The 26230-nt window shown below is 38.5% G+C and carries 23 protein-coding genes; 21 read left to right on the top strand and 2 right to left on the bottom strand.

The window, feature by feature from the left end:
- The first annotated feature begins 16 nt into the window (after positions 1 to 16).
- The 4 genes from AC3ITD_RS01215 (at position 17) to AC3ITD_RS01200 (ending at position 6401) form a co-directional block, all read left to right on the top strand.
- Positions 17 to 1402 carry a glucoamylase family protein gene (locus AC3ITD_RS01215; protein ID WP_489363341.1) on the top strand — a complete coding sequence of 462 codons (1386 nt, stop codon included), beginning with the start codon at positions 17 to 19 and terminating at the stop codon, positions 1400 to 1402.
- A 78-nt stretch (positions 1403 to 1480) separates the two neighbouring features.
- Positions 1481 to 3226: a discoidin domain-containing protein gene (locus AC3ITD_RS01210; RefSeq protein WP_489363339.1), complete on the top strand. Its 1746-nt coding sequence runs from the start codon at positions 1481 to 1483 to the stop codon at positions 3224 to 3226.
- A gap of 27 nt (positions 3227 to 3253) precedes the next feature.
- Entirely contained in the window at positions 3254 to 5551 is a 2298-nt protein-coding gene (gene bglX / locus AC3ITD_RS01205) for a beta-glucosidase BglX (protein ID WP_489363337.1), read from the top strand.
- Between the two features lie 67 nt (positions 5552 to 5618).
- Complete coding sequence (locus tag AC3ITD_RS01200) at positions 5619 to 6401, top strand: carboxylesterase family protein (RefSeq protein ID WP_489363335.1); 783 nt, start codon at positions 5619 to 5621, stop codon at positions 6399 to 6401.
- Between the two features lie 185 nt (positions 6402 to 6586).
- Here AC3ITD_RS01200 and AC3ITD_RS01195 read toward each other — a convergent pair whose 3' ends face one another.
- Together AC3ITD_RS01195 and AC3ITD_RS01190 are read right to left on the bottom strand one after the other, a co-directional pair.
- Complete coding sequence (locus AC3ITD_RS01195) at positions 6587 to 7315, bottom strand: YebC/PmpR family DNA-binding transcriptional regulator (RefSeq protein WP_265798198.1); 729 nt, start codon at positions 7313 to 7315, stop codon at positions 6587 to 6589.
- A gap of 79 nt (positions 7316 to 7394) precedes the next feature.
- A complete protein-coding gene (locus tag AC3ITD_RS01190; protein ID WP_265798197.1) occupies positions 7395 to 8342 on the bottom strand; it encodes an NAD-dependent epimerase/dehydratase family protein in 948 nt (315 codons plus the stop codon).
- Positions 8343 to 8533: 191 nt separating this feature from the next.
- Here AC3ITD_RS01190 and AC3ITD_RS01185 point away from each other — a divergent pair, with 191 nt between their 5' ends.
- The 17 genes from AC3ITD_RS01185 to AC3ITD_RS01105 all read left to right on the top strand — a co-directional run bounded on the left by AC3ITD_RS01185 (position 8534) and on the right by AC3ITD_RS01105 (position 26225).
- A complete protein-coding gene (locus AC3ITD_RS01185) occupies positions 8534 to 9094 on the top strand; it encodes an RNA polymerase sigma factor (protein ID WP_265798196.1) in 561 nt (186 codons plus the stop codon).
- Positions 9095 to 9199: 105 nt separating this feature from the next.
- Positions 9200 to 10222, top strand: coding sequence for a FecR family protein (locus AC3ITD_RS01180; protein WP_265798195.1), 1023 nt, complete (start codon positions 9200 to 9202; stop codon positions 10220 to 10222).
- A gap of 190 nt (positions 10223 to 10412) precedes the next feature.
- Positions 10413 to 13343, top strand: a complete 2931-nt coding sequence (locus AC3ITD_RS01175) for a TonB-dependent receptor (protein ID WP_489363332.1) — start codon at positions 10413 to 10415, stop codon at positions 13341 to 13343.
- Between the two features lie 46 nt (positions 13344 to 13389).
- Entirely contained in the window at positions 13390 to 14295 is a 906-nt protein-coding gene (locus tag AC3ITD_RS01170; RefSeq protein WP_265798193.1) for a sugar phosphate isomerase/epimerase family protein, read from the top strand.
- Positions 14296 to 14550: 255 nt separating this feature from the next.
- On the top strand, positions 14551 to 15135 hold the full coding sequence (locus tag AC3ITD_RS01165; protein ID WP_265798192.1) for a gluconate 2-dehydrogenase subunit 3 family protein: 585 nt from the start codon (positions 14551 to 14553) through the stop codon (positions 15133 to 15135).
- Positions 15136 to 15161: 26 nt separating this feature from the next.
- Positions 15162 to 16862: a GMC oxidoreductase gene (locus AC3ITD_RS01160; protein ID WP_265798191.1), complete on the top strand. Its 1701-nt coding sequence runs from the start codon at positions 15162 to 15164 to the stop codon at positions 16860 to 16862.
- A 69-nt stretch (positions 16863 to 16931) separates the two neighbouring features.
- Complete coding sequence (locus tag AC3ITD_RS01155) at positions 16932 to 18089, top strand: Gfo/Idh/MocA family protein (RefSeq protein WP_489366615.1); 1158 nt, start codon at positions 16932 to 16934, stop codon at positions 18087 to 18089.
- Positions 18090 to 18097: 8 nt separating this feature from the next.
- Positions 18098 to 19156 carry a sugar phosphate isomerase/epimerase family protein gene (locus tag AC3ITD_RS01150; protein WP_265798190.1) on the top strand — a complete coding sequence of 353 codons (1059 nt, stop codon included), beginning with the start codon at positions 18098 to 18100 and terminating at the stop codon, positions 19154 to 19156.
- A 13-nt stretch (positions 19157 to 19169) separates the two neighbouring features.
- Positions 19170 to 19553, top strand: coding sequence for a c-type cytochrome (locus tag AC3ITD_RS01145; protein ID WP_265798189.1), 384 nt, complete (start codon positions 19170 to 19172; stop codon positions 19551 to 19553).
- 31 nt (positions 19554 to 19584) lie between these two features.
- Positions 19585 to 21042 (top strand): Gfo/Idh/MocA family protein, encoded by a 1458-nt coding sequence (locus AC3ITD_RS01140; RefSeq protein WP_056851659.1) that lies wholly within the window; start codon positions 19585 to 19587, stop codon positions 21040 to 21042.
- Between the two features lie 57 nt (positions 21043 to 21099).
- Positions 21100 to 21780: a 3-keto-disaccharide hydrolase gene (locus AC3ITD_RS01135; RefSeq protein ID WP_489363328.1), complete on the top strand. Its 681-nt coding sequence runs from the start codon at positions 21100 to 21102 to the stop codon at positions 21778 to 21780.
- A gap of 68 nt (positions 21781 to 21848) precedes the next feature.
- Positions 21849 to 23066 carry a nucleoside permease gene (locus AC3ITD_RS01130; protein WP_489363326.1) on the top strand — a complete coding sequence of 406 codons (1218 nt, stop codon included), beginning with the start codon at positions 21849 to 21851 and terminating at the stop codon, positions 23064 to 23066.
- A gap of 66 nt (positions 23067 to 23132) precedes the next feature.
- Entirely contained in the window at positions 23133 to 23924 is a 792-nt protein-coding gene (locus tag AC3ITD_RS01125) for a hydroxypyruvate isomerase family protein (protein WP_489363325.1), read from the top strand.
- A gap of 9 nt (positions 23925 to 23933) precedes the next feature.
- Entirely contained in the window at positions 23934 to 24806 is an 873-nt protein-coding gene (locus AC3ITD_RS01120; protein WP_265798185.1) for a sugar phosphate isomerase/epimerase family protein, read from the top strand.
- A gap of 11 nt (positions 24807 to 24817) precedes the next feature.
- Entirely contained in the window at positions 24818 to 25687 is an 870-nt protein-coding gene (locus AC3ITD_RS01115) for a sugar phosphate isomerase/epimerase family protein (protein WP_265798184.1), read from the top strand.
- A gap of 78 nt (positions 25688 to 25765) precedes the next feature.
- On the top strand, positions 25766 to 25999 hold the full coding sequence (locus AC3ITD_RS01110) for a hypothetical protein (RefSeq protein WP_489363322.1): 234 nt from the start codon (positions 25766 to 25768) through the stop codon (positions 25997 to 25999).
- Between the two features lie 4 nt (positions 26000 to 26003).
- Positions 26004 to 26225 carry a hypothetical protein gene (locus tag AC3ITD_RS01105; protein WP_265798183.1) on the top strand — a complete coding sequence of 74 codons (222 nt, stop codon included), beginning with the start codon at positions 26004 to 26006 and terminating at the stop codon, positions 26223 to 26225.
- Positions 26226 to 26230 lie beyond the last annotated feature (5 nt).

Below are 26230 nucleotides of genomic sequence, written 5' to 3'. Positions count from 1 at the left end.
TTTTTACTTTTTTGATATGATACTAAAAGGCTTCACATCCCGAAATCCTCTCTACTTTAAGCTTCTGGCAATTGTTTTCATGTGGCTCACTTCCTGCACCAGTGGTGATAGCCAAACCATTAACCCGGACGTAAAGATCAAAAAAGGCTTAACTGATGATCAGTTACTTGATCTGGTACAAAAGCAGACCTACAAATATTTTTATGAAGGTGCAGAACCCATTTCCGGTCTTTCGAGAGAGCGCTATCACAGCGATAATATATATCCGCAAAATGATAAAAACATTATTGCTACCGGTGCCAGCGGCTTTGGTATCATGGGTACAATTGTTGCCATCGAACGTAAATTTATCACCAGAGAAGAAGGATTTAAACACCTGAAAAAAGGCTTGGGTTTTTTAAGCAAAGCAGATCGTTTTCATGGTGTATGGCCACATTGGATGCTGCCTTCTGGCAAGGCAAAAGCATTTGGTGAAAACGATGACGCCGGCGATTTAGTTGAAACGTCATTTTTAGCACAAGCTTTAATTTGTGTTCGCCAATATTATGCAAAGGGCAATACCCAAGAAAAGGAATTGGCGGCAAGAGCTGATGAGCTCTGGAGAGGTATTGACTGGAACTTTTACAGAAAAGACAACGAGAATGTATTGTACTGGCATTGGTCGCCCAACTCTGGCTGGAAGATGAACTTTGCTATTACTGGTTACAACGAATGTTTAATTACCTATGTATTGGCGGCCTGTTCTCCAACGCATGGCGTACCTGCTGCAGTTTATCACGAAGGCTGGGCTAAAAATGGAAAGATAAATACAAATCTTTCCCTGTACGGACATCCGGTGAAATTGAAACACAACGTAGTTGGCGAGAATGTAGGCCCATTATTCTGGGCTCATTATTCTTACCTGGGCTTAAATCCAACGGGATTAAAAGACAGGTACGCCAATTATTGGGAGGAGAATAAAAGCCACACTTTGATCAATTATGATTATGCTATTCAAAACCCAAAAGGATTTAAAGGTTACGGAAAAAATTCATGGGGATTGACGGCAAGCTATTCTGTTAAAGGTTATGCAGCACACAATCCGCAAGAAGATTTAGGTGTAATTGCGCCTACCGCAGCGCTTTCATCTTACCCTTATGCGAAAAAAGAAAGTATGCAGGTAATCAGAAATTTATATGAAACCCTAAATGATAAGGTTTGGGGAGAGTTTGGTTTTTACGATGCCTATAGTGAAACGGAAAACTGGTTTCCTAAAAGATATATAGGAATAGATCAGGGACCGATTGTAGTCATGATTGAGAACGGTAGAACCGGTTTATTGTGGAATTTATTTATGAGTGCACCAGAAATAAAAAGTGGATTAACAAAGTTAGGATTCGAAAGTCCAGAGATAAAGCAATAAGGTAGCCACAGATTAAAAATTTTATAATGCATTATATATAATCTGCGAATCTGCGGCTAAAAAGCAAATAGCAACATCATGAGAAAAACCATACTTACACTTTTCTTCATACTATCATTTCTGGCCCTACTTGCGCAAAGGCAAAAAACCTATTGCAACCCAATCAATGTTGATTACGGTTATACGCCTTTCGAATCTTTTACCGAATGGGGTAAACATAGGGCAACGGCCGATCCGGTTATTGTGAATTACAAAGGTGAATATCTGCTGTTCAGTACCAATCAATGGGGTTACTGGCACAGTTCGGATATGCTGAACTGGAAATTTATAGAACGAAAATTTCTCCGCCCCTGGAACAAGACGAAAGATGAACTTTGTGCTCCAGGTGTTGGTATCATTGGCGATACCGTTGTGGTTTTCGGAAGTACTTACACCAAAAATTTCACGCTTTGGGGAAGCACAGATCCACTAGGTAATAAATGGTTTCCATTGGTCGATTCATTGGAAATTGGTGGCTGGGATCCTGCATTTTTCACAGATGATGATGGAAAATTCTACATGTACAATGGCAGTAGCAATAACTATCCGATGTATGGCGTAGAGCTCGATCGAAAAACATTTCAACCAAAGGGCACACGTATGCCGATGTATTTGCTAGAAAGCTGGCGTTATGGTTGGCAACGTTTTGGTGAGTATATGGACAATACCTTTCTTGATCCTTTTGCCGAAGGAGCCTGGATGACCAAACACAATGGAAAATACTATTTTCAGTATGGTGCGCCTGGAACGGAATTCAGTGGCTATTCTGATGGCGTAGTAGTAGGCACAAAGCCACTTTTTTACGATTCACAATTTACACCACAATCCGATCCGCTAAGCTATAAAGGTGGTGGGTTTTCCCGAGGTGCCGGTCATGGAGCAACTTTTCAGGATAACAGCAAAAAGTACTGGCACATCTCTACCAGCATCATTTGTGTAAAAAATACCTGGGAACGCAGAATGGGAATTTGGCCAACTGGTTTTGATAAAGATGATGTGATGTGGACAAATACCGCCTTCGGTGATTATCCGCTTTATCTCCCATCAGAAAGAAAAGAAAATGGACCAGTGGGACCAGGCTGGATGCTCATTAATTACAAAAAGCCAGTTACAGTTTCTTCTACACTTGGGGGTTTCCACGCCAATAATGCCGTTGATGAAAGCATAAAAACCTATTGGAGCGCCAAAACAGCCAATAACGGGGAGTGGATTCAAACCGATTTGGGAAGCTTAGCCACTGTCAACGCTATCCAAATAAACTATGCCGATCAAGATGCTGAATTTATCGGCAAGCAAATAGGCATTTATCATCAATATAAAATACTTTCCTCAACAGATGGCAAAAAGTGGACAATTTTAGTGGATAAAAGTCAGAATAAAACTGATGTTCCCCATGACTATATCGAATTGAAAAAATCTGTTAAAACGCGGTATATCAAAATGGTCAACATCCACATGCCAACCGGGAAATTTGCCATTAGCGGCATCCGCGTTTTTGGAAATGGAAACGGTGAAAAACCATCGAAAGTTAAAAACCTAATTGTACTCAGAACAGAGAAAGATAAACGCAGTGCTTACATCAAGTGGCAACCTGTTGATAATGCATTTGCCTATAATTTGTATTACGGCACAGCTCCAGATAAATTGTATAACTGCATTATGATTCATGACTTCAATGAGTATTGGTTTAAAGCAATGGACAGCCAAAAGCCCTACTATTTTTCTATTGAAGCGATAAATGAAAATGGCGTTTCAGCCAAAACCACGGTGAAAAAAGTGGACTAAATTGTAAAAGCATAAAACACACATATAATGAAAAAAGCGAAAATCCTAGTTGTTTTTTTAACATCCTTAGCCCTGAATATTTCAGCGCAAACCAAAAAACCGGCATCTCCTGAAGAAGCCAAGATGAATACTTTTATTAGCAACCTGATGGCTAAAATGACTATCGACGAGAAAATCGGGCAGCTCAACTTGCCTAGTTCTGGCGATATTACCACTGGTCAGGCCAATAGTAGCGATATCGGGAAAAAGATTAAAGATGGCCAGGTGGGTGGTTTGTTCAACATAAAAGGTGTTGATAAAATTAAATCAGTACAAAAAGTTGCCGTTGAAGAGAGCAGGCTAAAAATTCCATTACTTTTTGGAATGGATGTGATTCACGGTTACAATACCGTTTTTCCAATTCCACTGGGCATGAGCGCAACCTGGAATATGACGGCAGTAGAAAAATCGGCAAGGGTTGCAGCTATCGAAGCCAGCGCTAGCGGTATCAACTGGACCTTCTCTCCTATGGTTGATATCTCTCGTGACCCACGTTGGGGAAGAATTTCTGAAGGCAGTGGCGAAGATGCTTATCTAGGATCTAAAATTGCCGCTGCTATGGTAAAAGGTTATCAAGGTAAGTTGCAGGCAAATAATGAAATATTGGCTTGCGTTAAACACTATGCATTATATGGAGCGGCAGAGGCTGGTAGAGATTATAACACTACCGATATGAGCAAAGTGCGCATGTATAACGAATATTTTCCACCGTACAAAGCTGCGGTAGATGCAGGTGCAGCAAGTATTATGGCCTCTTTTAATGAGGTTGATGGTATCCCTGCGACAGGAAGTAAATGGCTAATGACGGATGTGTTGCGTAACCAATGGGGTTTCAAAGGTTTCGTAGTTACGGATTACACGGGTATCCCTGAAATGATTGCGCATGGTATGGGCGATTTACAAACCGTTTCTGCTTTGGCCATGAACGCTGGTATCGATATGGATATGGTTGGAGAAGGTTTTCTGGGAACTTTAAAAAAATCACTTGCCGAGAAAAAAGTAAGCATCAATGAAATAAACAGGGCTTGTCGTTTAATCCTGCAAGCTAAATATAAGTTAGGATTATTTACTGATCCTTACAAATTTTGCGATCCAACAAGAGCTGAAAAAGAGGTTTTCAATGCAGAAAACCGCCAGATAGCCCGTGAGATATCAGCTGAAAGTTTTGTATTGCTAAAAAACAGCAACAACCTGCTCCCACTTAAAAAAACCGGCACTATTGGTTTAATCGGTCCTTTGGCTGACAATACGGCAAATATGTATGGCACTTGGAGCGTTGCGGCTTTGTTCGATCAATCGGTAACGGTGTTACAAGGTTTAAAAAATGCCTTGGGTAATGATGCTAAAATTTTAACCGCTCGTGGCTCAAACTTTTTAGCCGATTCTCTTGCAGAACACCGCTATATTAACGTTCACAACCCAACCTATAAACGCGATCCAAGGTCAGAAGAAGAAATGATCAAAGAGGCAGTGAGAGTTGCCGAAAAATCAGATGTGGTAATTGCCACTATGGGTGAAGGTTCTGAATTTACCGGTGAGGCCAGTAGCGTTACCGACATTCAAATTCCAGAAACCCAGAAAAACCTGTTAAAAGCTTTGGTAAAAACAGGAAAACCAATTGTGTTGGTATTGTTTACTGGTCGCCCATTGGCATTGAAATGGGAGCAGGAAAATATCCCGGCAATTTTAAACGTTTGGTTTCCTGGTAGCGAAGCTGGAAATTCTATCGCCGATGCACTTTTTGGAAAAGTAAATCCGTCGGGTAAATTGAGTGCTACCTTCCCTCAAAATGTGGGTCAGGTGCCGCTTTATTATGCCCACAAAAACACTGGTCGCCCTCTGGCAGAAGGCAAATGGTTCGAGAAATTCCGTTCCAATTATCTAGATGTGAGTAACGATCCTTTATATCCATTTGGTTTTGGTTTAAGCTACACCACTTTCAATTACAGCGATGTTAAACTGAGTGCAAATACCTTAACCAAAGGCAAATCGATTACAGCTTCTGTAACCTTAAGCAATACTGGTAAATACGATGGCAAAGAAGTTGTTCAACTTTATATTCGCGATTTGGTTGGAAGCATTACCCGTCCGGTTAAAGAATTGAAAGGTTTCCAGAAAGTGAATTTAAAAGCTGGCGAAAGCAAGACAATATCTTTCAATATCTCAGAAAATGATTTGAAGTTTTATAATTCTGACTTAAAATTTGTAGCTGAACCTGGAGAATTCCAGGTATTTATCGGCACAAATTCCAGAGATGTAAAAGCAGCATCATTTACACTAAAATAATCAAGGTTAGGTTTGATTATGAGCCCTGCACTATTGTAAAATAGGCAGGGTTTTTTATTTTTGCTAGATGAAGAATATTTTTCTAACCATCTTTTTGCTCCTTGCAACGATCCTTTTAAATGCTCAAGATTTAAAAAAATATGATCGGGGCAGTTTTATCAAAGGAAAGGATTCAATCTATTATAGAATACTTTTTCCAGAGAATTTCAATTCTAAACAGAAGTACCCGATATTATTTGTATTGCATGGGCGTGGAGAAAGCGGTAATGATAACGAGAAACAATTGACACACGGGGCGAAATTATTTCTAAACGAAGATATAAGGCGAAACTTCCCCGCTATCATCGTATTTCCACAGTGCCCGGCCGATAGCTATTGGGCAAACGTAAATATCACTACAAACGATAAGGGCAAAAGGAATTTTAGTTTCATTGAAAATGGAAAACCGACAAAAGCCATGCATGCTCTACAGGGAATGGTAAAGGATTTCTTAAAAAAACCATTTGTAAATAAGGAGCAGGTTTATGTGGGAGGCCTATCCATGGGAGGCATGGGAACTTATGAACTATTGAGAAGAAAGCGAAACACCTTTGCTGCTGCCTTTGCCATTTGCGGTGGCGATAACACCAACAATATTAAGAAATACAAAAATATTCCTTTATGGATTTTTCATGGCGGAAAAGATGACATTGTTGATCCGGCATTTTCTATGGCGATTGCCGAAAGGCTAAAAGTAGTTGGTAAAGAGGTAAAGTTTACGCTCTATCCAAATGCAAACCACAACAGCTGGGACAGTGCATTCGCTGAACCATACTTGTTGCCTTGGTTGTTTGGCCATAAGAAGGATTAGGAAAATTAATCCATCGTCTTCCCGACCGGAGTGCAACGTAGCGGAGAGATCTTTTCCATCTGTTTTCTGTTCAAGGATTCTCCAATGCGGTCAAAAGGACGGTTGAGGTTACTATGAGGATCAGAAAAAACAAAAGGCTTGAAGAATAAAATCTTCAAGCCTTTTGTGTTCATTTTTGAAAATTTTTAATCAGCCATATTGTGATAAACTGCCTGCACATCATCATCTTCCTCTAATTTATCAATCAACTTCATTACATCAGCGGCTTGCTCTTCTGTAACTTCGTGGTGCGATAATGCGATACGCTCTAGTTTAGAGCTTTTCAATTCAATCCCTTTTTCTTCCAAAGCTTTTTGTAAAGAACCGAAATTCTCGAAAGTACCTTGTGCTACGGCGATATCGTTTCCTTCCTCGTCAGCTTCTACATATAATTCTTCCAGGCCCGCATCAATCAATTCGAATTCCAATTCTTCCAAATCTAAACCTTCTGCAGGTACAAAACGGAAAATAGATTTACGGTTGAAAATGAAATCCAATGAACCAGTTTTACCTAAAGAACCGTCGGTTTTATTGAAATAACTCCGAACATTTGCAACGGTACGGTTGGTATTATCAGTAGCGGTTTCAATTAGAACGGCTACACCATGAGGCGCATAACCTTCATAAACAATTTCTTCGTAATTGGCCATCGATTTATCGGATGCCCGCTTAATAGCCGCCTCCACCCTATCTTTTGGCATGTTTACCGCCTTTGCATTTTGCATTGCTGTACGCAGGCGAGAGTTTGTTTCAGGGTGAGGCCCTGATTCTTTCACCGCCATCACGATATCTTTACCAATACGTGTAAACTGAACCGCCATTTTGGCCCAACGCTTAAACTTTCTTTCTTTTCTAAATTCGAATGCTCTTCCCATTTTTAGTATTAAGTATTTAGGATCAGATATAAAGAATAGGGTTAAAACACCCTAAACCTTCCACCTTAAACCACCTACCTTATTTTTTTAAATTATTTAACATATCGGTTGTCAGTTTCGATAAATCGAACTCCGGTTTCCATCCCCAATCTTTTGCTGCAGTACTGTCATCAATCGAACGTGGCCAGCTATTTGCAATTTGTTGCCTAGGATCAGTTTCGGATGTGTAAGTTAAGGTAAAATCTGGAATATGTTTTCTGATTTCTGCTGCCAAAATTTCTGGCGTAAAACTTACACCACCAAAGTTGTAACTGCTACGAACGGTAATCTGGTCTGATGGAGCATCCATCAATTCTATTGTTCCGCGGATCGCATCATCCATATACATCATTGGCAATTCGGTACCCGCATTTAAGAAACTTTGATAACTTCCTTTTTTTAATGCATCATGAAAAATATGAATAGCATAATCAGTTGTTCCACCACCTGGAGCAGCTTTCCAGCTGATTAATCCAGGATAACGGATACTGCGTACATCTAAACCATATTTTTGGTTATAATATTCGCACCAGCGTTCGCCCGCGAGTTTACTTATTCCATATACCGTGTTCGGGTCCATCACGCAATATTGATTCGTGTTATCTTTAGGAGAATTTGGTCCGAAAACAGCGATTGAACTTGGCCAGTATACCTTTGCTACTTTATATTCTAAAGCTAAATCTAACACATTTAAAAGACCATTCATATTCAAATCCCAAGCTAACTTAGGATTTTGCTCACCAGTTGCTGATAATAGTGCAGCTAAAAGATAAACCTGCGTAGGTTTATACTTTTTGAAAATGCCGTTAATCATCTCCTTATCCAAAACGTTTACGAACTCAAAGGGTGCAGAATTTTTGATGTCGTAATCTGGTCGTCGAATATCACAAGCCACCACATGATCATCACCATAGATTTTTCTTAACATGGTAACCAATTCGGTTCCAATTTGCCCGTTAGAGCCTAAAACAATAATATTTTCCTGCATAATTTTTTAGAGATTGAGCAAAGGTAAAAAAATGAGACAAAAGGCATATAAAATATTTACGCTTAGGCGTATGCTTTAAAAAGTCCCCGGTATAAATACGGAAGATTATTGCTAAATTTAATCACAAATGGAATTTCAGAAGGAAATAATTTCCTACATTTACTTCATTCCTAGCTAACCAAAACGAATTAATGACGCTCCACGAGCCCGAAAAGTCTATCGATTTACTTTTGCGCCTCAAGCAAGGTGATAAGCAGGCTTATGAACAGATTTACTTCACTTTTAGTAAAGAGCTGTTATATGCAGCCTATAAAAAAACTGGTGATAAGGTTGTAGCGGAAGAATTGGTGCAAAATATTTTTATCTCCCTTTGGGAAAAACGACAGGATCTACAAATCAAAAACCTCCAGGCTTATCTTTTCGGGGCTTTAAAGCTAAGTGTGATTAACCATGTACGTAGTTTGGTGATGGAAAATAAATACATGGCGTACCAAACCTTAACATATAGCGAAAATCATCAAGACACGGCCAACCTCGTAGATCTGCATGATCTATCATCAATTATAGAAGAAGGCATTAACTCATTGCCCGAAAAAACCCAGGAAGTATTCCGTTTAAGTCGTTACCAACACCAATCCATAAAGGATATTTCTACTGACTTGAATATATCTGAAAAGGCGGTGGAATACCATATTACACGTTCTATCAAAAGAATTAAAGAGTATATCAAAAATTTTTATCTCTTTTTTTAGCCTGAAAATCAACATATTACAATTATTTTTAATTTTTTTATGATTATACTTTAGGGATACTGGCTAGTTATGTTACTCGTATAGTATAGAGCCAAATATTTCCTTATGAACCAGAAATCATTCAACGATTTACTACTCCGTTATCAAAACGGAAACTGCACCGATGCCGAAAAGCTTTGGGTAGACAAATGGTATCATAATTTAAACAATAAAAGTTACAACGACCTTTCTTCGAGCGAACTTGATGAAATGCAGGATAAAATCTGGCTCAACATCAATCACTCTGGCGAAAAGCAAATTGATACACTAAAAATGAAAAGGTTATGGCCGAAATTTGCAATAGCCGCTTCAATCATGATCGCTTTTTTTCTTGGGGGTTCATATCTCTATAATTATAATCCTACCGAACAGGCCTTTATCAATGAAAATGGCAATGTAGCGCTGATTAGCAAAACAAACAATACAAACAGTTTAATGGATATAAAGCTTAGCGATAAAAGTGTCATAACGCTTAAGCCTAAAGCCAATATCTTATTTCCGGAGGTTTTTGCCGGTAATAAGAGAACTATTTACTTGAAAGGAACGGCTTTCTTCTCGGTAAGTAAGAATGCGAAGCGCCCATTTTATGTTTATAATCAAAAGTTGGTTGTTCGTGTTTTGGGAACCAGCTTTTGGGTAAAAGAATCAACCGATAAAATGCCTGGGCAAGTTGCCGTTAGAACTGGAAAAGTGGAGGTGCAGGAAAATGAGAAAAGCACATTCCTTGGTTTATCAAAAGAAAAATTAGCTCGACCTATTTTGCTAACGCCCAATCAAAAAGGTGTATTTAGCAATCATCAGTTAAGCAAAACCTTGGTAAGTAAGCCTATTCCACTGGCCGAGGCTTATAACGTGCCAACAAGCGTAAGTTATAATTTCAAGGAAGAAAGTGTAAAACAAATCTTCAAAACCCTTACCGAAGCCTACGGAATTGAAATAAAGGCTGATAACGAGCAGATATCGAACTATACTTTTACCGGAGATTTGAGTAAAAAAGGGCTATATGAGCAGCTCGATTTAATCTGCGGAACCATTTCAAGCAAGTATTATATTCAAGGAACCAGCATTGTGGTTTCAAACAAAAACTAACCAAATATATAAAATTATGAAGAAAGCAGTAACCTATTTCAGTCAGTAGCCGCCGCTACCTACCCATAATATCTTCTAAAAACAAAGCCGACAATGTGGGGCATTGCCGGCGAGTTAAATACATTAGAATGTATTCATGTTATTTCTATGTCCAATAAATCCAATCATTTAATGAACAATAACCAAATTTATGAAAAAAAATCAACTTATTTCGCTGGCGATATATGCAATGAGAGTTTCGATTTACCAAATACTTGCAATAACTATTTTTACTTGCGCTGCATTTGCCAAAAATGTCGATGCTCAGGAATTTTTAAATAAACCAATTTCGATCAAAGCCGATCAAACAGATATTAAAACCATTATTGCAAAAACGGAAAAGTTAGCAAACGTGAAGTTTGTATACAGCCCGCAATTAATAAATTCTGATAGAAAAATCTCTATCAATGTAGTAAACCAAAAACTTAAATACTTTCTTGAGAATTCGCTAAAACGTTATGACGTGGGATATAGGATAGTTAAAGACCAAATTTTACTCTATTCTATTCCCGCCAATAACAACCTGGAACTGTTGAAAGCCTTCGATGGTGTAGTTACCGGTAAGGTTTTAGATAGCAAAGGCAATCCAATTCCCGGCGTTTCTATAACCGTAAAAGGCAAAACAATCGGTACCACAACCGATGAAAATGGAAACTTCGCACTTAAAGGACTAACTGTTGATAGCCGCATATTAGTGGTACGTTATGTAGGCTACATTTCGAAAGAAGTTAATCTTTCGGCTGGCAATGCCGATGAAAACATTAGCATTAGCTTATCAGAGGATAATCTTCAACTGGAAAGCGTAATGGTAACGGGCGGTAACCCAAAGAAAAAACTCGAAAGTTCTGTAGCCATTACTTCCGTAAGCAATAAAGACATCACCAATAGAGCGCCATTAAACAGTACCGATTTATTAAAAGCGATACCCGGTTTAACGGTAGAAAGCACGGGTGGCGATGGACCAGGTAATGTTTGGGTACGTGGTTTTCCACAACAAGGCGGATACATCTTTTTAGGCATCCAAGAAGATGGCTTACCACTTTTGCCAACCGGATTTAATACCAATCCCTCGGTAGATCAATACTATAAAACGGATTTAACCATTCAAAATATTGAAGCTGTAAGAGGTGGTAATGCTTCCATTATACAAGCAAATACACCAGGTGCGGTAGTTAATAATTTGAGTTACGTTGGTGCCGATAAACAATATGGCCAGGTTAAATTTACAACTGGCTTTTCTCAAGGTTTATATCGTTTTGATGGAAACACCGGCGGTAAAATAAGCGATCAGATTAAATATAACATTGGAGGTTTTTATCGTACAGATAACGGTGTTGTAGATCAGGGTTTTAATCCTGCTAACCAAGGTGGACAAATTAAAGGCAACATGACTTTTAATTTCAAAAATAACAAAGGCTTTATTCGTCTATATGGTAAGTACTTAAACGATAAGGTTCAGTTTCTATTAACCAGTTATTATCCCTACGATGGAACAGGCAAGCCTACCACCTACCGCGATTATAACATGGCAACGCAATCAATCGTGCCTGTACAAACTGACTGGAGTTACAATGATCCTACAACCGGCGCTCACAGCTTCAGTTTAAAAGATGGTATCCATACCAAACTGGGTTCTGCAGGGTTTCAATTTAATTATTTAACAGATGGCGGGTGGCAGATCGTGAACAACTTCCGCTACCAAAATACCCATACTAACAGTACTTATACTGCACCTGCAGGTATAACCGCAAGAACATCAGCAGTTCCTTATTATTATCCCGGTGGAGCTGTAGCGCCTTTTGTTTCAGGAGATTATGTCGTAACCTCAAATGCACAAGGTCAAATCAACAGGGATGTTCAATTTGTAAATTACCTGGATTTGAAGAAAACCATTAAAAACCACAGTTTAAACATTGGTGCGGGTATTCATCAATACAACAGAGATGATTTACGTTTTGCTTTCCGTTCGTTTACCGAATTTAAGGAACACCCCAGCATTATATTACAATCACCAAATGCCCTGGAGCGTACAGTACAAACCAAAAACACCTTTATTGGCAATACCAGAACTTTATCATTATATGCTGGCGATGAAATAAAAATTTCGGACCAATGGCGTTTGGATATTGGCGCCAGAATCGATAACCAGAATGTAAAGGGCGACAGACCTTATTACGCATTGAATACTAACGGAACAGTGAACATCGCAGCAGCTGCAAGTCCTAATATTTTAGGATATACCGCTTACGATGAAACGTTAACAAACTGGTCTGCTTCGGTAGGTGCAAATTATAAAATAAGCACTACAGCAAGTATGTTTGCTCGTGCTACTAAAGCGTACAATGCACCAAATATTGGCGATTATAATGCATCTGCCTATAACGGCGCTAACATTAAAAAACGCCCGGTGTACTTAGGCGAAGTAGGTTTTAAATATGCTAAAAACAACCTGGCTATTTTCGCCTCTGGAAGTTACTCAGCAATTAAAAATGTTTCGTTAACCATTAATGTGCCAACGGTAGCAGCTGGCCAGCAAGCCTTGGTTGCCTTTGGTTCTACCCGTACCTGGAGTGCAGAGTATGAAATTTCGTATAAAATATTTAAACCTTTAAGTTTAAGATTTACCGGGACTTTACAAGATTCGAAATATACCGATTACGAAGCCAACACTAGTGGAAATGCCGCTGTAGCAGCAGAATTCGGAAATCGCGTGTATAGTTTCACAGGAAATAGAACTGAGCGGGTTCCTGTTTTAAACACAGAGTTAGGAGCGAATTACGATTTCAAAAATTTTAATTTATATGTAGCGGCAAACTATGTTGGTAGTCGCTTCACCTCTCCTAGCGAAAGCTATAAGTTACCAGGATATGTGGTAATGAAAGCTGGGGCAGGTTATAACTTTAGTAAAAAAGTGGCGATAAGATTTTGGGCAGACAACTTGTTAGATGCGAAAGTGTTGACTGAAGGTGATGTTCGTGGGGATCAGTTTAGAGATTTCTCTACCGTAACGCCTGGTCAATTAATGATTGGCAGAACTTTACTTCAACGTACTTTCTGGGGATCATTAGCTTATTCATTTTAACATTCAAAGCCGGAGTTTATGCTCCGGCTTTTTAATTTAACACTTCATGACAACAAGAAAATCATTTCTACAAAAAGCAGGTTTAGCAGCTGCCGCGGCATTTATAAGTCCATCAATTATCACTTCGGCATTGGCACAACAGGCTAAAATTTCGAAAATTGGCATAGGTCTGTTTACGTTAAGAGAGCAACTTACTGCCGACGTTAAAGCCACGATCGAACAGGTGGCCAGAATTGGTTATAATCAGGTAGAAACTTATTACGGATATCCCGGCAAATATGAGGTAAAAGGGTTTTGGGGTTTACCAGCCAAAGATTTTAATCGATTATTGAAAGAAAATAAACTCACTTCGCCTAGCGGGCATTACAATACATCCGAATTTTTATCAAGCGGAGATGATGAAATACTTAAAACACATATTGAAGTGGCACACAGTGTTGGACAAAAATATTTTGTTATTCCTGCCCTTCCAACCGATGTACGAGCAAACGGAACTTTAGATGATTACAAAAGAATGGCTGCTAAATTTAATACTGCAGGCGAACTTTGTAAAAAGGCTGGTTTAAAATTAGCTTACCATAACCATAACTTTGAATATAAAGATCAGGGAAATGGCGCCACTGGCTACGATATTTTGTTAAATGAAACCGATGCCAACCTCGTAGGTTTTGAACTTGATATTTTCTGGGCTGTAGATGCTGGCTTAAATCCTGTAGATTTATTTAAGAAAAATCCTGGGCGTTATAAAATGTTTCATGTTAAGGATATGGATAAACAAGATAAAAGTGTTTTCGCCGAGGTAGGTTCAGGAAGAATTGATTTCAAAAGTATTTTTGCGGAGTCGAAATTGGCGGGCGTAGATTATATTTTTACCGAACAAGATTTGATTAAAAAAGACGTTTACCAAAGTATAACTGAGAGTTACAACTATGTCAAAAACAACTTGATTTAGCCTAGGCATTCTTTTTACAAGTGAATATTACTTTTATATATAGATATTGTATAATTCACACGAAGCATAGAACAAAGAAAAACACCAAATAAACGTTAGTGAGACGGTCATAATCACCTTATTTAGAACAATTCTATGTAGTAACAATCGCATTGCAGATTGTTAAATTAAACAATCAGATTTGATTATTACGCCATATTTTTTCTAATATTACTCATTCAACGCATAAAGAACCAATATAAAAAATATACAACGATGCACAGAAGAGAAGCACTCAAAAACGTCGCATTTTTACTTGGAGGAGCGATATCTGCAAGCACAATGGGCGTTCTATTCGAAAGTTTTACGCTCCCTGAAAACGAAAAAAACTTTGTATCATTCTCTGTTCAGGACGAAAAAATCTTTGCTGAATTTGCGAACATTATCGTGCCCACCACTAAGTCATCTCCGGGTGCCAAGGCTGCTGGTTTAGGCAAATTTATTCCGATGATGATGAAGGATTGTTATCCAGCTAAAATGCAAACATCATTTGCAAAGGGCTTTGAGCAACTTCAGGAAAAAGCAATGAAAGATTTTGGAAAAAATTACATGAGCTTAAGTGTTGCAGAACGCACCAAACTAATGGTGGATTTAAGACTCATGTCTATCGCTCAAAAAGAAACCAAAGCACCTGAAAACGAAGATCTGGCTTACTTCTTTATCACAGCCAGAGATTTAACTTTACTAGGCTATTACGCTTCAGAAATTGGTTGTACACAAGCTCGTGAATACATCCTTGTTCCCGGAAGGTATGACGGAAGTGCACCATTAAAACCTGGACAAAAATCTTGGGCAACCTAATTTCTAAACTACAACAACAAAACATCATGAATTTAAATACAAATTTAAAAGCAGAAAATACTTACGATGCTATTGTTATAGGATCGGGGATTAGTGGCGGCTGGGCTGCAAAAGAACTTACCGAAAAAGGACTAAAAGTACTCATGCTCGAAAGAGGAATGAACATCGAGCACATTACCGGTTATGAAAACGCGATGAAAAGCCCTTGGGAATTTCAGCATGCAGGTAAATTAACCGAAGAACAAAAACGTACACACCCTGTACAAAAAAGAGATTATCCTTATCAGGAAGCCAATGAAAAATGGTGGGTGAACGATTTGGAATGTCCTTATACGGAAGATAAGCGTTTCGACTGGTACCGCGGTTTCCATGTAGGTGGAAAATCATTAATGTGGGGCCGCCAAAGTTATCGTTTTAGTGATCATAACTTTGAAGATAACGCCAAAGACGGCCACGGAAACGATTGGCCAGTACGTTATAAAGAATTATCTCCATGGTATGATTACGCAGAGCGATTTGCAGGGATCAGTGGATCAAAAGAAAACTGGCCACTTTGTCCGGATGGAGAATTTCTTCCTCCAATGGATATGAACATTGTAGAAAAATCTGTTAAAAAACGTATTGAGGAAGCTTACAACAGAGAACGTATCATGATGATCGGTCGTGTAGCTAACCTTACCGTTCCGCATAAAGGCCGCGGTAATTGCCAATACAGAAATTTATGTAGCCGTGGTTGCCCTTTTGGAGCATATTTCTCTACGCAATCTTCTACCCTACCGGCAGCAATGGCTACCAAACGCTTAACACTTAGACCATATTCTATCGTAAACCACATTATTTATGATAAGGATACTAAGAAAGCAAAAGGAGTAATGGTAATCGATGCACAAACCAATGAAACAATGGAATTCTACGCGAAAATTGTTTTCGTTAATGGTTCTACATTGGGTACAACATTTATTTTATTAAACTCTACCTCAGATGCTCATCCAAACGGTTTGGGTAATGCAAGTGGTCAGTTAGGTCACAACTTAATGGATCACCATTTCCGTTGTGGTGCCAATGGCGAAGCAGAAGGTTTCGATGATAAATACACTTATGGCCGCCGTGCAAATGGAATTTATGTTCCACGCTACCAGAATATTGGTAACGACAAACGCGATTATTTACGTGGTTTCGGTTATCAAGGCAGTGCAAATAGAAGTAACTGGCAAAGCGATGTGGCCGAATTATCATTTGGTTCAGGCTTGAAAGAGAAAATGACCAAACCCGGTAAATGGACCATGGGCTTAGGTGGTTTTGGTGAAATGTTACCTTACTACGAAAATAAAGTATACATCGATAAAACTAAAAAAGACAAGTGGGGACAGCCAGTATTAGCCATTGATTGCGAGTACAAAGAAAACGAAAAGAAAATGCGAGTTGATATGATGAATGATGCTGCTGAAATGTTAGAAAAAGCAGGATTAAAAAACATCAAAACATTCGACAACGGCTGTTATCCAGGCATGGCTATCCATGAAATGGGAACGGCTAGAATGGGCAACGATCCAAAAACTTCAGTGCTTAACAAGTGGAATCAAATGCATGAAGTGAGCAACGTTTTCGTAACAGACGGAGCTTGTATGCCATCAATCGCTTGTCAAAATCCATCCTTAACTTTTATGGCATTAACCGCCCGTGCAGCAGATTATGCTGTAAAAGAGCTAAAGAAAAATAATATATAAATTGGTTATAAATTGTAAGTTATAGGTTTTACGTAAAACCTATAACTTACAACTTACCACTTTTTAATGATGAAGAGAAAATTAAGAATGGGCATGATAGGCGGCGGTAAAGACGCGTTTATCGGTGCTGTACATCGCCTGGCTGCGAACATGGATGGTTTAATCGAACTTTCTGCCGGAGCCTTAAGTGTAAATCCCGAAGTTGGGTACGAATCCGGAAAACTATTGTTCCTTCCGGATAACAGAATATATAGCAATTACGAAGAGATGATCAAAGCAGAAAGCGAATTGCCTGCTGATGAAAAAATTGACTTCGTAACGATTGTAACCCCGAATTTCGCACACTTTGCGCCAGCAATGATGGCCTTAGAACACGGCTTTAATGTGGTGATAGAAAAACCAATGACATTAACGTTAGAAGAAGCGAAACAGCTGAAAGCAAAGGTTGATGAAACTGGATTAACGCTTTGTTTAACCCATACTTATTCGGGTTACCCGATGGTTAAGCAAGCCAAACAAATGGTTGGCGAAGCTGCTTTAGGCAAAATCAGAAAAATTATTGTTGAATACCCCCAAGGTTGGCTTAGTACTTTATCAGAAAGAGAAGGAAATGCACAAGCCGCTTGGAGAACTGATCCCTCTAAAACAGGGAAAAGCGGTAGCATGGGCGACATTGGCACCCACGCTGCTCATCTTGCCGAATATATTTCTGGTTTGCAGATTACTAAAATTTGTGCCGATTTAAATATCGTTGTTCCCGGGAGAGCCATTGATGATGACGGAAACGTTTTATTGAAATTTGATAATGGATCAAACGGAGTTTTAATCGCATCGCAAATTGCTGCTGGTGAGGAAAATGCCTTAAAAATTAAGCTATATGGAGAAAAAGGTGGCTTAGAGTGGCACCAAATGGAGCCAAATACCTTAATTGTAAAATGGTCTAACGCTCCTGCTCAAATTTACAGAACAGGAAACGGTTACATGGGCAGTTTTGCACAACACAATACCCGTACACCTGGTGGGCATCCAGAAGGTTACCTAGAAGCCTTTGCTAATATCTATAAAAACTTCGCCTTAACGGTAAATGCAAAACTAAATAATGAACAGCCTACTACAGAAATGCTTGATTTTCCAAATGCGGAAGACGGAATTCGTGGAATGGCATTTATTGAAAACGTAGTAGATTCGAGTAAATCCGATCAGAAATGGTGGGATTATAAAATTTAAAATTAAGCATGACAACTTTAAAAGGACCCGGAGTGTTTTTAGCGCAATTTATTAGTGATGAAGCGCCCTTCAATTCTTTGGATCATATTTGCCAATGGGCTGCCGGGCTAGGATTTAAAGGTATTCAAATGCCGACTTTGGATGCCAGATTTATCGATCTTCAAAAAGCTGCAGAAAGCAAGACTTATGCTGATGAGCTGAAAGGTACTATTGCTTCTTATGGTTTAGAAATCACAGAACTTTCTACACATTTACAGGGTCAGTTGGTGGCTGTGCACCCGGCATACAACGATTTATTCGATGCTTTTGCACCAAAAGAAGTTCATGGCAATGCAAAAGCCAGAACCGAGTGGGCAGTTCAACAAATGAAATATGCAGCTAAAGCTTCGCAAAACTTGGGTTTAAATGCACATGCTACATTTAGCGGTTCTTTGCTGTGGCAATATTTTCATCCATGGCCACAAAGGCCTGCCGGTTTAGTAGAAGAAGGATTTGCAGAATTGGCAAAGCGATGGACACCAATATTGAACGAGTTTGACCATTGCGGGGTTGATGTTTGCTATGAAATTCATCCTGGGGAAGATTTATTTGATGGAGAAACTTATGAAATGTTCCTTGCAGCGGTAAATAATCATCCTCGGGCATGCTTATTGTATGATCCATCTCACTTTGTGTTGCAGCAATTGGATTACATTCAGTACATTGATTTTTATCACGAAAGAATTAAAGCCTTTCATGTTAAAGATGCTGAGTTTAATCCGACAGGTAAACAAGGTACTTTTGGTGGATACCAGAGTTGGGCCAACCGAGCAGGTAGATATCGGTCTCCTGGCGATGGGCAAGTTGATTTTAAAACCATTTTCAGTAAATTAGCGCAATACGACTTTAAAGGTTGGGCCGTTATGGAATGGGAATGTTGCATTAAAAATCAAGAAGATGGTGCTCGCGAAGGTTCTGAATTTATCCAGAAACACATTATCAACGTAACGGACAAAGCATTTGATGATTTTGCAGCATCGGGCAGTGATAGCGCTTTCAACAAGAAAATATTAGGATTACAAGATTAACAACACACACACAATGAAAAAAACATTTTTAGGTTTAGGCGCAATAGTAATACTTATGGCGTCTTTTTCAAGCGCAGATTTAGAGAAGGAGAAAATGGTGATTGCAACGGCTAGTTCAACCAATCATGAGCTTCAAATGAGTGCAGGCGAGAAATTGATTAACAAATCAGATTGTATTGGCTGCCACAACAAAGTGAATAAAATTATCGGTCCCTCATATACTGAGATCGCTAAAAAATATCCAGCTACAGAAAAAAATATCAATTACCTGGCTGATAAAATTATTAAAGGTGGTACAGGGGTTTGGGGTACTATGCCAATGACAGCTCACTCTACACTTAAACCAGCAGATGCTAAATTGATGGTTAAATACATTCTTTCGTTGAAGAAAAAATAAGCTAAAATCCCTATTAAACTTCAGATACTAAATGAAAACAGATCAAGAAAATAAAAGCACAACTAACCGCCGTGATTTTATTAAAACAAGCGCCATAGCTGCAGCTGCATTTATGATCGTTCCACGCCATGTTTTGGGTGGACCGGGCTATTTAGCTCCAAGCGACCGTTTAATTATTGCCAGTATTGGTGTTGGTGGCAAAGGCCAGAGCGACATTAATATGTTTGCTAAAAGTGGAAAAGCCGATATTGCTTACCTATGTGATGTAGATGACCGCAGGGCAGCAACAAGCGTTAAAAATTTCCCTAAAGCAAAATATTATAAGGATTATCGTGAGATGTTAGATAAAGAGCATAAAAATTTCGATGCAGTATCTATCTCTACTCCCGATCATAACCATGCTATCCAGGCACTAGCAGCGATGCAATTGGGTAAACATGTATATGTTCAAAAACCTTTAACACATGATATTTATGAAGCCCGTATTTTAACTGCCGCTGCAAAGAAATATAAGGTGGTAACTCAAATGGGTAACCAGGGTGCATCAAACGATGGTCCCCGTCAAATGAAAGAATGGTACGAGGCCGGGTTAATAGGTGATGTACATACGGTTTATGCATGGACTGATCGTCCGGTTTGGCCTCAAGGTATTCCCTGGCCTGCTAAAAAGGCTGATATCCCAAAAGAATTAGACTGGAATTTATGGCTAGGTACCGCTCCTGAAAAAGATTTCGTAGATAAATTAGTTCCTTTTAATTGGCGTGGCTGGTGGGATTATGGAACAGGTGCATTAGGTGATATGGGTTGCCACTTAATTGAGGCTCCGTTTAGTGTACTGAATTTAAAATATGCAAAAGAGGTTGAGGCAAGTGTGGGTTCTGTTTACGTTGATGAATTTAAACGTGGATATTTCCCTGAAAGCTGCCCTCCATCTAGCCATGTTACTTTAAAGTTCCCTAAAACAGATAAAACCAAAGGTGATGTTACTTTGCATTGGATGGACGGCGGAATTCAGCCAGAACGCCCAGCAGAACTTGAAGCAAATGAAACATTTGGCGATGGTGGTAACGGTACCTTATTTATCGGTACAAAAGGCAAAATGATGTCTGAAACTTATAGTGCAAACCCTAAATTATTGCCTTTAAGCAGAAACAAAGACATTAAAGTTAAAGAAAAATATGCCCGTGTAAAAGATGGCGCAAATGGTCATTATGCGCAATGGGTTGATGCCGCAATTGCAGGTTATGGAAAACAGGAAGTAAGTTCTCCATTCGAGATCGCTGGTCCGCTAACGGAAGCACTATTGATGGCAAACCTGGCCATTAGAAGTTTCGATATCAAGAAAAATGTAAACGGCAAAAACACCTATCCTGGAAGATACATGAAAATGCTTTGGGATAACGATAATATGAAAATTACCAATTTCGATGAAGCAAATCAATTTGTAAAACGCGAATACCGTTCTGGTTGGAATAACTTAACTCTTTAATTTGATTACAGACCTCGCAGATTTTGATAATCTACGAGGTCTATTCACATACACATAATGAAAAAACTCGTTCTATCTGCCTGCATTTTGTTGGCAGTTACTCAAATTTCTCAGGCTCAAAAAGGTTTTAAGCCTTTATTTGAAGGAAAAACAACAATAGGCTGGCACACGTATAATAAAACGAACGTAGGCAGCGCATGGCAAGTTCAAGATGGTGCCTTACACCTGGATCCTAAAACTAAAGGAAAAGAGGGCGGTGGCGATTTAGTTACCGATAAAGAATATAAAGATTTTCATTTAAAATACGAGTGGAAAGTAGCTCCAAAAGCAAACAGCGGACTCATTTTCTACGTACACGAAGAGCCAAAATATCATGCTACCTACTCTACTGGTTTAGAGATGCAGGTGTTAGATAACGATGGTCATCCTGATGGAAAAATCACTAAACACCGTTCTGGTGATTTATATGACTTGGTTAAAAGTAAATCGGAACCTGTTAAACCCGTTGGTGAATGGAATAAAGCAGAAATCATCAGTAAAAAAGGAAATTTAACGCTAGTTTTAAACGGCGTTGAAGTAGTAAAAACTACCCTTTGGGATGAAAACTGGAAAAACTTGGTTGCAGGAAGCAAGTTTGCTAAATGGGAAAACTGGGGAACTTATAGATCAGGAAAAATTGCATTGCAAGATCATGGCGATGAAGTTTGGTACAAAAACATTTCAATAAAAGAACTATAAAATGAGATTGAGGTTTAGGTTGAGATCAACCTAAATCTCAACCTAAACATTAACCTAATATAAACCAAATGAATAGCACTACTCGCTTTAAACTTTCTACCATGATGTTCCTAGAATTCTTTATCTGGGGTGCCTGGTTCGTAACAATGGGAACTTTTCTTGGTAAGAATTTGTTATCTAATGATGTACAAATAGGGTCGGCTTATAGCACTCAATCTCTTGGGGCTATTATTGCGCCTTTCATTATTGGATTAATTGCCGACAAGTTTTTTTCGGCGCAAAAAGTGTTAGGCATTCTACACTTAGTGGGTGGCGTTCTACTTTGGGTAGCTGGAACCTCATTAAATTTCGATGCATTTTTTCCGTTTATTCTGGGATATATGATTGCATTTATGCCTACTCTGGCCTTAGTAAATTCTATCTCGTTTAAACAACTAAAAGACCCAGGTAAAGAGTTTCCATCGATAAGAGTATTCGGTACAATCGGATGGATAGTGGCGGGTTTAATAATTGGTTGGTTAAATTGGGAACAATCAGGAAATTTAATATTAACGTTCAAAACTGCCTCAATCGCTTCAATTCTATTAGGCATATTTAGCTTTTTCCTCCCAAATACACCGCCTATAAAGAAAGGAGAAAAGACTTCAATCGGAGATATCTTAGGTTTGGATGCGATTGGATTGCTTAAAAACAAATCTTATCTGTTATTTTTCATAGCATCTGTTGCAATATGCATTCCACTAGCTTTCTATTATAACTTTACAAATCCATTCTTGAATGAAGTAGGAATGAAAAAGGCAGCCGGAGTTCAATCGTTAGGGCAGGTTTCTGAAACCTTATTTATGTTATTAATGCCTTTATTTTTTGCTCGTCTGGGCGTTAAGAAAATGCTTGCAATAGGTATGATTGCGTGGGTAGTCCGTTACCTCTTCTTTGCATTTGGAAATGCAGATTCAAATTATTGGATGCTGATAGGCGGAATAGTGCTTCATGGCATTTGCTATGACTTTTTCTTCGTTACCGGCCAAATCTATACTGACAGGTTAGCTGGAGAGAAATTCAAAAGTGCTGCTCAAGGTTTTATTACTTTAGCAACCTACGGTGTTGGTATGTTAATTGGCTCTATCATATCGGGTATGGTTGTTAATAGATATTCTTTAGAAGGATCACACAATTGGTATGCAATTTGGTTGATACCAGCCGGTATAGCAGGTGTAGTAGCTTTATTGTTTATCTTGTTTTTTAGGGATAATAATAAATCAGAAATAGACGCTAAAGCCATTTAATCTTATTCAAAATAGTTAGCTAAACACCGATTGTTAGATGACAGTCGGTGTTTGTTTATTTAAAACATGGAATCATTAATGCAGAACCATCCCCTAAAAGGCAACATCAATCACTCGGTTTGCCGTTGGTGTTTCAACGATTTCAGTTTGGATGAACTTTGCATAGAGGGTAAAAAGATCGGGCTTACTGGCATCGACCTGGTTGGCCCAAAAGATTGGCCAATATTGAAAAAACATGGTTTGCAGTCGTCTATGTGTAATGGTGCCGAAATTAATTTAGTTGATGGTTTCAATGATAAACAATTTCATAAAATTCTGATCAATAATTATTCGGAAATGATTCCATTGGTTGCCAAAGCAGGTTATAAAAACTTAATCTGTTTTAGTGGTAATAGAAGGGGCATTGACGATGAAACCGGTTGGAATAATTGTATAGAAGCGTTAAACCAACTCATTCCTTTGGCAGAGCAACATCAGGTAACGTTAGTGATGGAATTACTCAACAGCAAAATCGATCATCAAGATTATCAATGCAGTAAAACCGCATGGGGAGTTGAACTTTGTAAGCGATTAGATTCTGAAAACTTCAAATTACTTTACGATATTTACCACATGCAGGTAGATGAAGGAGATGTAATTTCAACCATTAAAAATAACCATCAATACTTTGCGCACTATCACACTGCAGGCGTACCAGGCAGAAACGAGATTGATGAAACGCAAGAACTGAATTATCCTGCCATCGTGAAAGCCATTGCAGAAACCGGCTTTAAAGGTTTTGTAGCACAAGAGTTTATTCCTAAAAATGCAGATCGAATGGCCTCATTAAAGCAAGCTGTTTCAATTTGCGATATTTAATCAATTAATATGTTATCAAGAAAAAGTTTTATCATCAACAGCTGTTTAGCAATTGCAACAGTAATTTTAGCTCCATCAATTGGATGCGTAGCGCAAAAGAAAGCAGTAGGATTGCAATTGTATTCATTAAGGGCTGAGTTGCCAAAAGATGTAAAAGGCACTATCGAAAAAGTAGCTAAAGCTGGTTTCACGGAAGTTGAACTTTACGGTTTTTCTATCAAAGATCAATTTTGGGGCATGAACCCAATTGAGTTTAAGAAACTTTTAGATGCCAACGGCTTAAAAGCACCAAGTGGACATTACGGCTTGGGAAGTTACTTAACTGATGGCAATACTGCCGAACTAGAGGAGGCAATTGTTGCTGCAAAGATATTGGGTAGCGAGTATGTAACCATTCCATGGTTGGATCAAAGCATCAGAAAAACTGCTGAAGATTATAAAAAAATTGCCGCAAAAATTAATGTGGCAGGTAAAATGTGTAAAGATGCTGGCCTAAGATTGGCTTATCATAACCACGATTTCGAATTCCAGAAACTTGGAGAAACTACTGGTTATCAAATCTTATTAAACGAAACAGACAAAAATTTAGTTGATTTCGAATTGGATTTATATTGGGTAGTTCGCTCTGGAAACGATCCAATTAAGTTGTTTACTGATAATCCAGGTCGTTTCACCATGTGGCATGTAAAAGACATGGATAAAACAAATCCGGCATTAAACACCGAAGTTGGTTCGGGCAGCATTAACTGGAAACCGATTTTTGCAGATGCAAAACTGTCAGGGATGAAACACTTCTTTGTTGAACATGAAACAAACTATAAGCCAAATCCAATGGAATCTGTTGCGGCTAGTTGTGCATATTTGAAAAAGAATATTTTATAACTTTAATTTCTATGAACGCTAGACGAACTTTCTTAAAACAAGCCGGCCTAATGGCAGGTGCTTCTTTGGTTATCCCTTCTTTCGCTTTTGATAAAGTGAATAAAACAGTGGGGCTTCAGCTCTACACACTGCGTGATGAACTACCAAAAAATGTACAAGGCGTAATGGAGAAAGTTGCCGAGGCGGGATATAAGGAAGTAGAAACTTATGGTTTTGCCGATGGAAAATTCTGGGGCTTAACTCCAAAAGAATTTAAAGCTTTGCTTAAGGCAAACGGCTTAAAAGCACCCAGCGGACATTATTTAATGGATGCATTTTCTAAAAACGGCAATACCGACAAATTGAAAGCCGACATAGAAGCAGCCGCAATTATTGGCGGAAAATATTTCACCATTGCGGGTGCCCAGGTGGATACTAAGAAAGGTATTGATGGTTTTAAAAAGACTGCTTCTGATTTTAATAAAGTTGCCGAACTGGCAAAAAATGCTGGCTTGAAATTCGCTTATCATAACCACGATTTCGAATTTAAAAAATTAGGTGATATTACAGGTTACGATGTTTTTTTAACTGAAACTGATAAAAATCTTGTCAATTTTGAACTTGATTTATATTGGGTTGCTCGCTCAGGAAACGATCCGTTGGCTTTATTTAAAAAGTATCCGGGTCGTTTCCCCATGTGGCATGTTAAAGACATGGATAAAGCCAAGCCTGAACAGAATACAGAAGTTGGCAAAGGTTCAATTGATTTTAAATCAATTTTTGTCGAAGCTAAATTATCAGGCATGAAGCACTTTTTTGTAGAGCATGAAAATAATTACAATCCAAATCCGATAGGCTCAATCAAAACGAGCTGCGATTATATTAAGGCAAATTTGATATAGTCTGTTGAGGGTTTATATGATTATGGTGTATTAGTTTTATTGTTATAAATCGTATTTTTGTTAAAACTATAATGGATTATGGATATTGCAGCAAAATATAAAATTGTAGAAGGTATTATTCAAACCGATAACGATTTAGTTTTAAAAGAAATTGAATCGCTTTTAGGGCTTTACAACGAAGATTTCTCGAAACATTTACCAGAGGAATTGAAAAATCAGATTAATGAAGCGAAATCCGAATTGACTGAAGGAAAAGGCATTCCCCACGAAATCGTAATGCAAGAAATAACTAAATCTTTCATGAACAAGTAGCTTTATGCACGCAATAATTTGGTCGCCTATTGCAAAAACTTCCTATATTGAAATCCACGATTTTCTGGATGAAAATTTGACCATGAAAGAAATCAAATCTTTCATCACCCGTACCGAAAGATTGTTAATATTAATTTCTAATAATCCGAACTTATTTCAATATTCCAAGGATTCAGATACCTTCAGGTGTGTAATCGTTCCACATGTAAGTCTTTTTACACCTTAAGAAAT

This window comes from Pedobacter sp. KH_004 (genome assembly GCF_057840755.1).
This window is presented reverse-complemented; position numbering and strand designations above follow the sequence as displayed.

What these genes read in the sequence shown, in the direction of transcription:
- AC3ITD_RS01215 (WP_489363341.1), top strand. Translation starts at nt 17, where the DNA reads ATGATACTAAAAGGCTTCACATCCCGAAATCCTCTCTACTTTAAGCTT.
- AC3ITD_RS01210 (WP_489363339.1), top strand. Translation starts at nt 1,481, where the DNA reads ATGAGAAAAACCATACTTACACTTTTCTTCATACTATCATTTCTGGCC.
- bglX (WP_489363337.1), top strand. Translation starts at nt 3,254, where the DNA reads ATGAAAAAAGCGAAAATCCTAGTTGTTTTTTTAACATCCTTAGCCCTG.
- AC3ITD_RS01200 (WP_489363335.1), top strand. Translation starts at nt 5,619, where the DNA reads ATGAAGAATATTTTTCTAACCATCTTTTTGCTCCTTGCAACGATCCTT.
- AC3ITD_RS01195 (WP_265798198.1), bottom strand. Translation starts at nt 7,315, where the DNA reads ATGGGAAGAGCATTCGAATTTAGAAAAGAAAGAAAGTTTAAGCGTTGG.
- AC3ITD_RS01190 (WP_265798197.1), bottom strand. Translation starts at nt 8,342, where the DNA reads ATGCAGGAAAATATTATTGTTTTAGGCTCTAACGGGCAAATTGGAACC.
- AC3ITD_RS01185 (WP_265798196.1), top strand. Translation starts at nt 8,534, where the DNA reads ATGACGCTCCACGAGCCCGAAAAGTCTATCGATTTACTTTTGCGCCTC.
- AC3ITD_RS01180 (WP_265798195.1), top strand. Translation starts at nt 9,200, where the DNA reads ATGAACCAGAAATCATTCAACGATTTACTACTCCGTTATCAAAACGGA.
- AC3ITD_RS01175 (WP_489363332.1), top strand. Translation starts at nt 10,413, where the DNA reads ATGAAAAAAAATCAACTTATTTCGCTGGCGATATATGCAATGAGAGTT.
- AC3ITD_RS01170 (WP_265798193.1), top strand. Translation starts at nt 13,390, where the DNA reads ATGACAACAAGAAAATCATTTCTACAAAAAGCAGGTTTAGCAGCTGCC.
- AC3ITD_RS01165 (WP_265798192.1), top strand. Translation starts at nt 14,551, where the DNA reads ATGCACAGAAGAGAAGCACTCAAAAACGTCGCATTTTTACTTGGAGGA.
- AC3ITD_RS01160 (WP_265798191.1), top strand. Translation starts at nt 15,162, where the DNA reads ATGAATTTAAATACAAATTTAAAAGCAGAAAATACTTACGATGCTATT.
- AC3ITD_RS01155 (WP_489366615.1), top strand. Translation starts at nt 16,932, where the DNA reads ATGAAGAGAAAATTAAGAATGGGCATGATAGGCGGCGGTAAAGACGCG.
- AC3ITD_RS01150 (WP_265798190.1), top strand. Translation starts at nt 18,098, where the DNA reads ATGACAACTTTAAAAGGACCCGGAGTGTTTTTAGCGCAATTTATTAGT.
- AC3ITD_RS01145 (WP_265798189.1), top strand. Translation starts at nt 19,170, where the DNA reads ATGAAAAAAACATTTTTAGGTTTAGGCGCAATAGTAATACTTATGGCG.
- AC3ITD_RS01140 (WP_056851659.1), top strand. Translation starts at nt 19,585, where the DNA reads ATGAAAACAGATCAAGAAAATAAAAGCACAACTAACCGCCGTGATTTT.
- AC3ITD_RS01135 (WP_489363328.1), top strand. Translation starts at nt 21,100, where the DNA reads ATGAAAAAACTCGTTCTATCTGCCTGCATTTTGTTGGCAGTTACTCAA.
- AC3ITD_RS01130 (WP_489363326.1), top strand. Translation starts at nt 21,849, where the DNA reads ATGAATAGCACTACTCGCTTTAAACTTTCTACCATGATGTTCCTAGAA.
- AC3ITD_RS01125 (WP_489363325.1), top strand. Translation starts at nt 23,133, where the DNA reads ATGGAATCATTAATGCAGAACCATCCCCTAAAAGGCAACATCAATCAC.
- AC3ITD_RS01120 (WP_265798185.1), top strand. Translation starts at nt 23,934, where the DNA reads ATGTTATCAAGAAAAAGTTTTATCATCAACAGCTGTTTAGCAATTGCA.
- AC3ITD_RS01115 (WP_265798184.1), top strand. Translation starts at nt 24,818, where the DNA reads ATGAACGCTAGACGAACTTTCTTAAAACAAGCCGGCCTAATGGCAGGT.
- AC3ITD_RS01110 (WP_489363322.1), top strand. Translation starts at nt 25,766, where the DNA reads ATGGATATTGCAGCAAAATATAAAATTGTAGAAGGTATTATTCAAACC.
- AC3ITD_RS01105 (WP_265798183.1), top strand. Translation starts at nt 26,004, where the DNA reads ATGCACGCAATAATTTGGTCGCCTATTGCAAAAACTTCCTATATTGAA.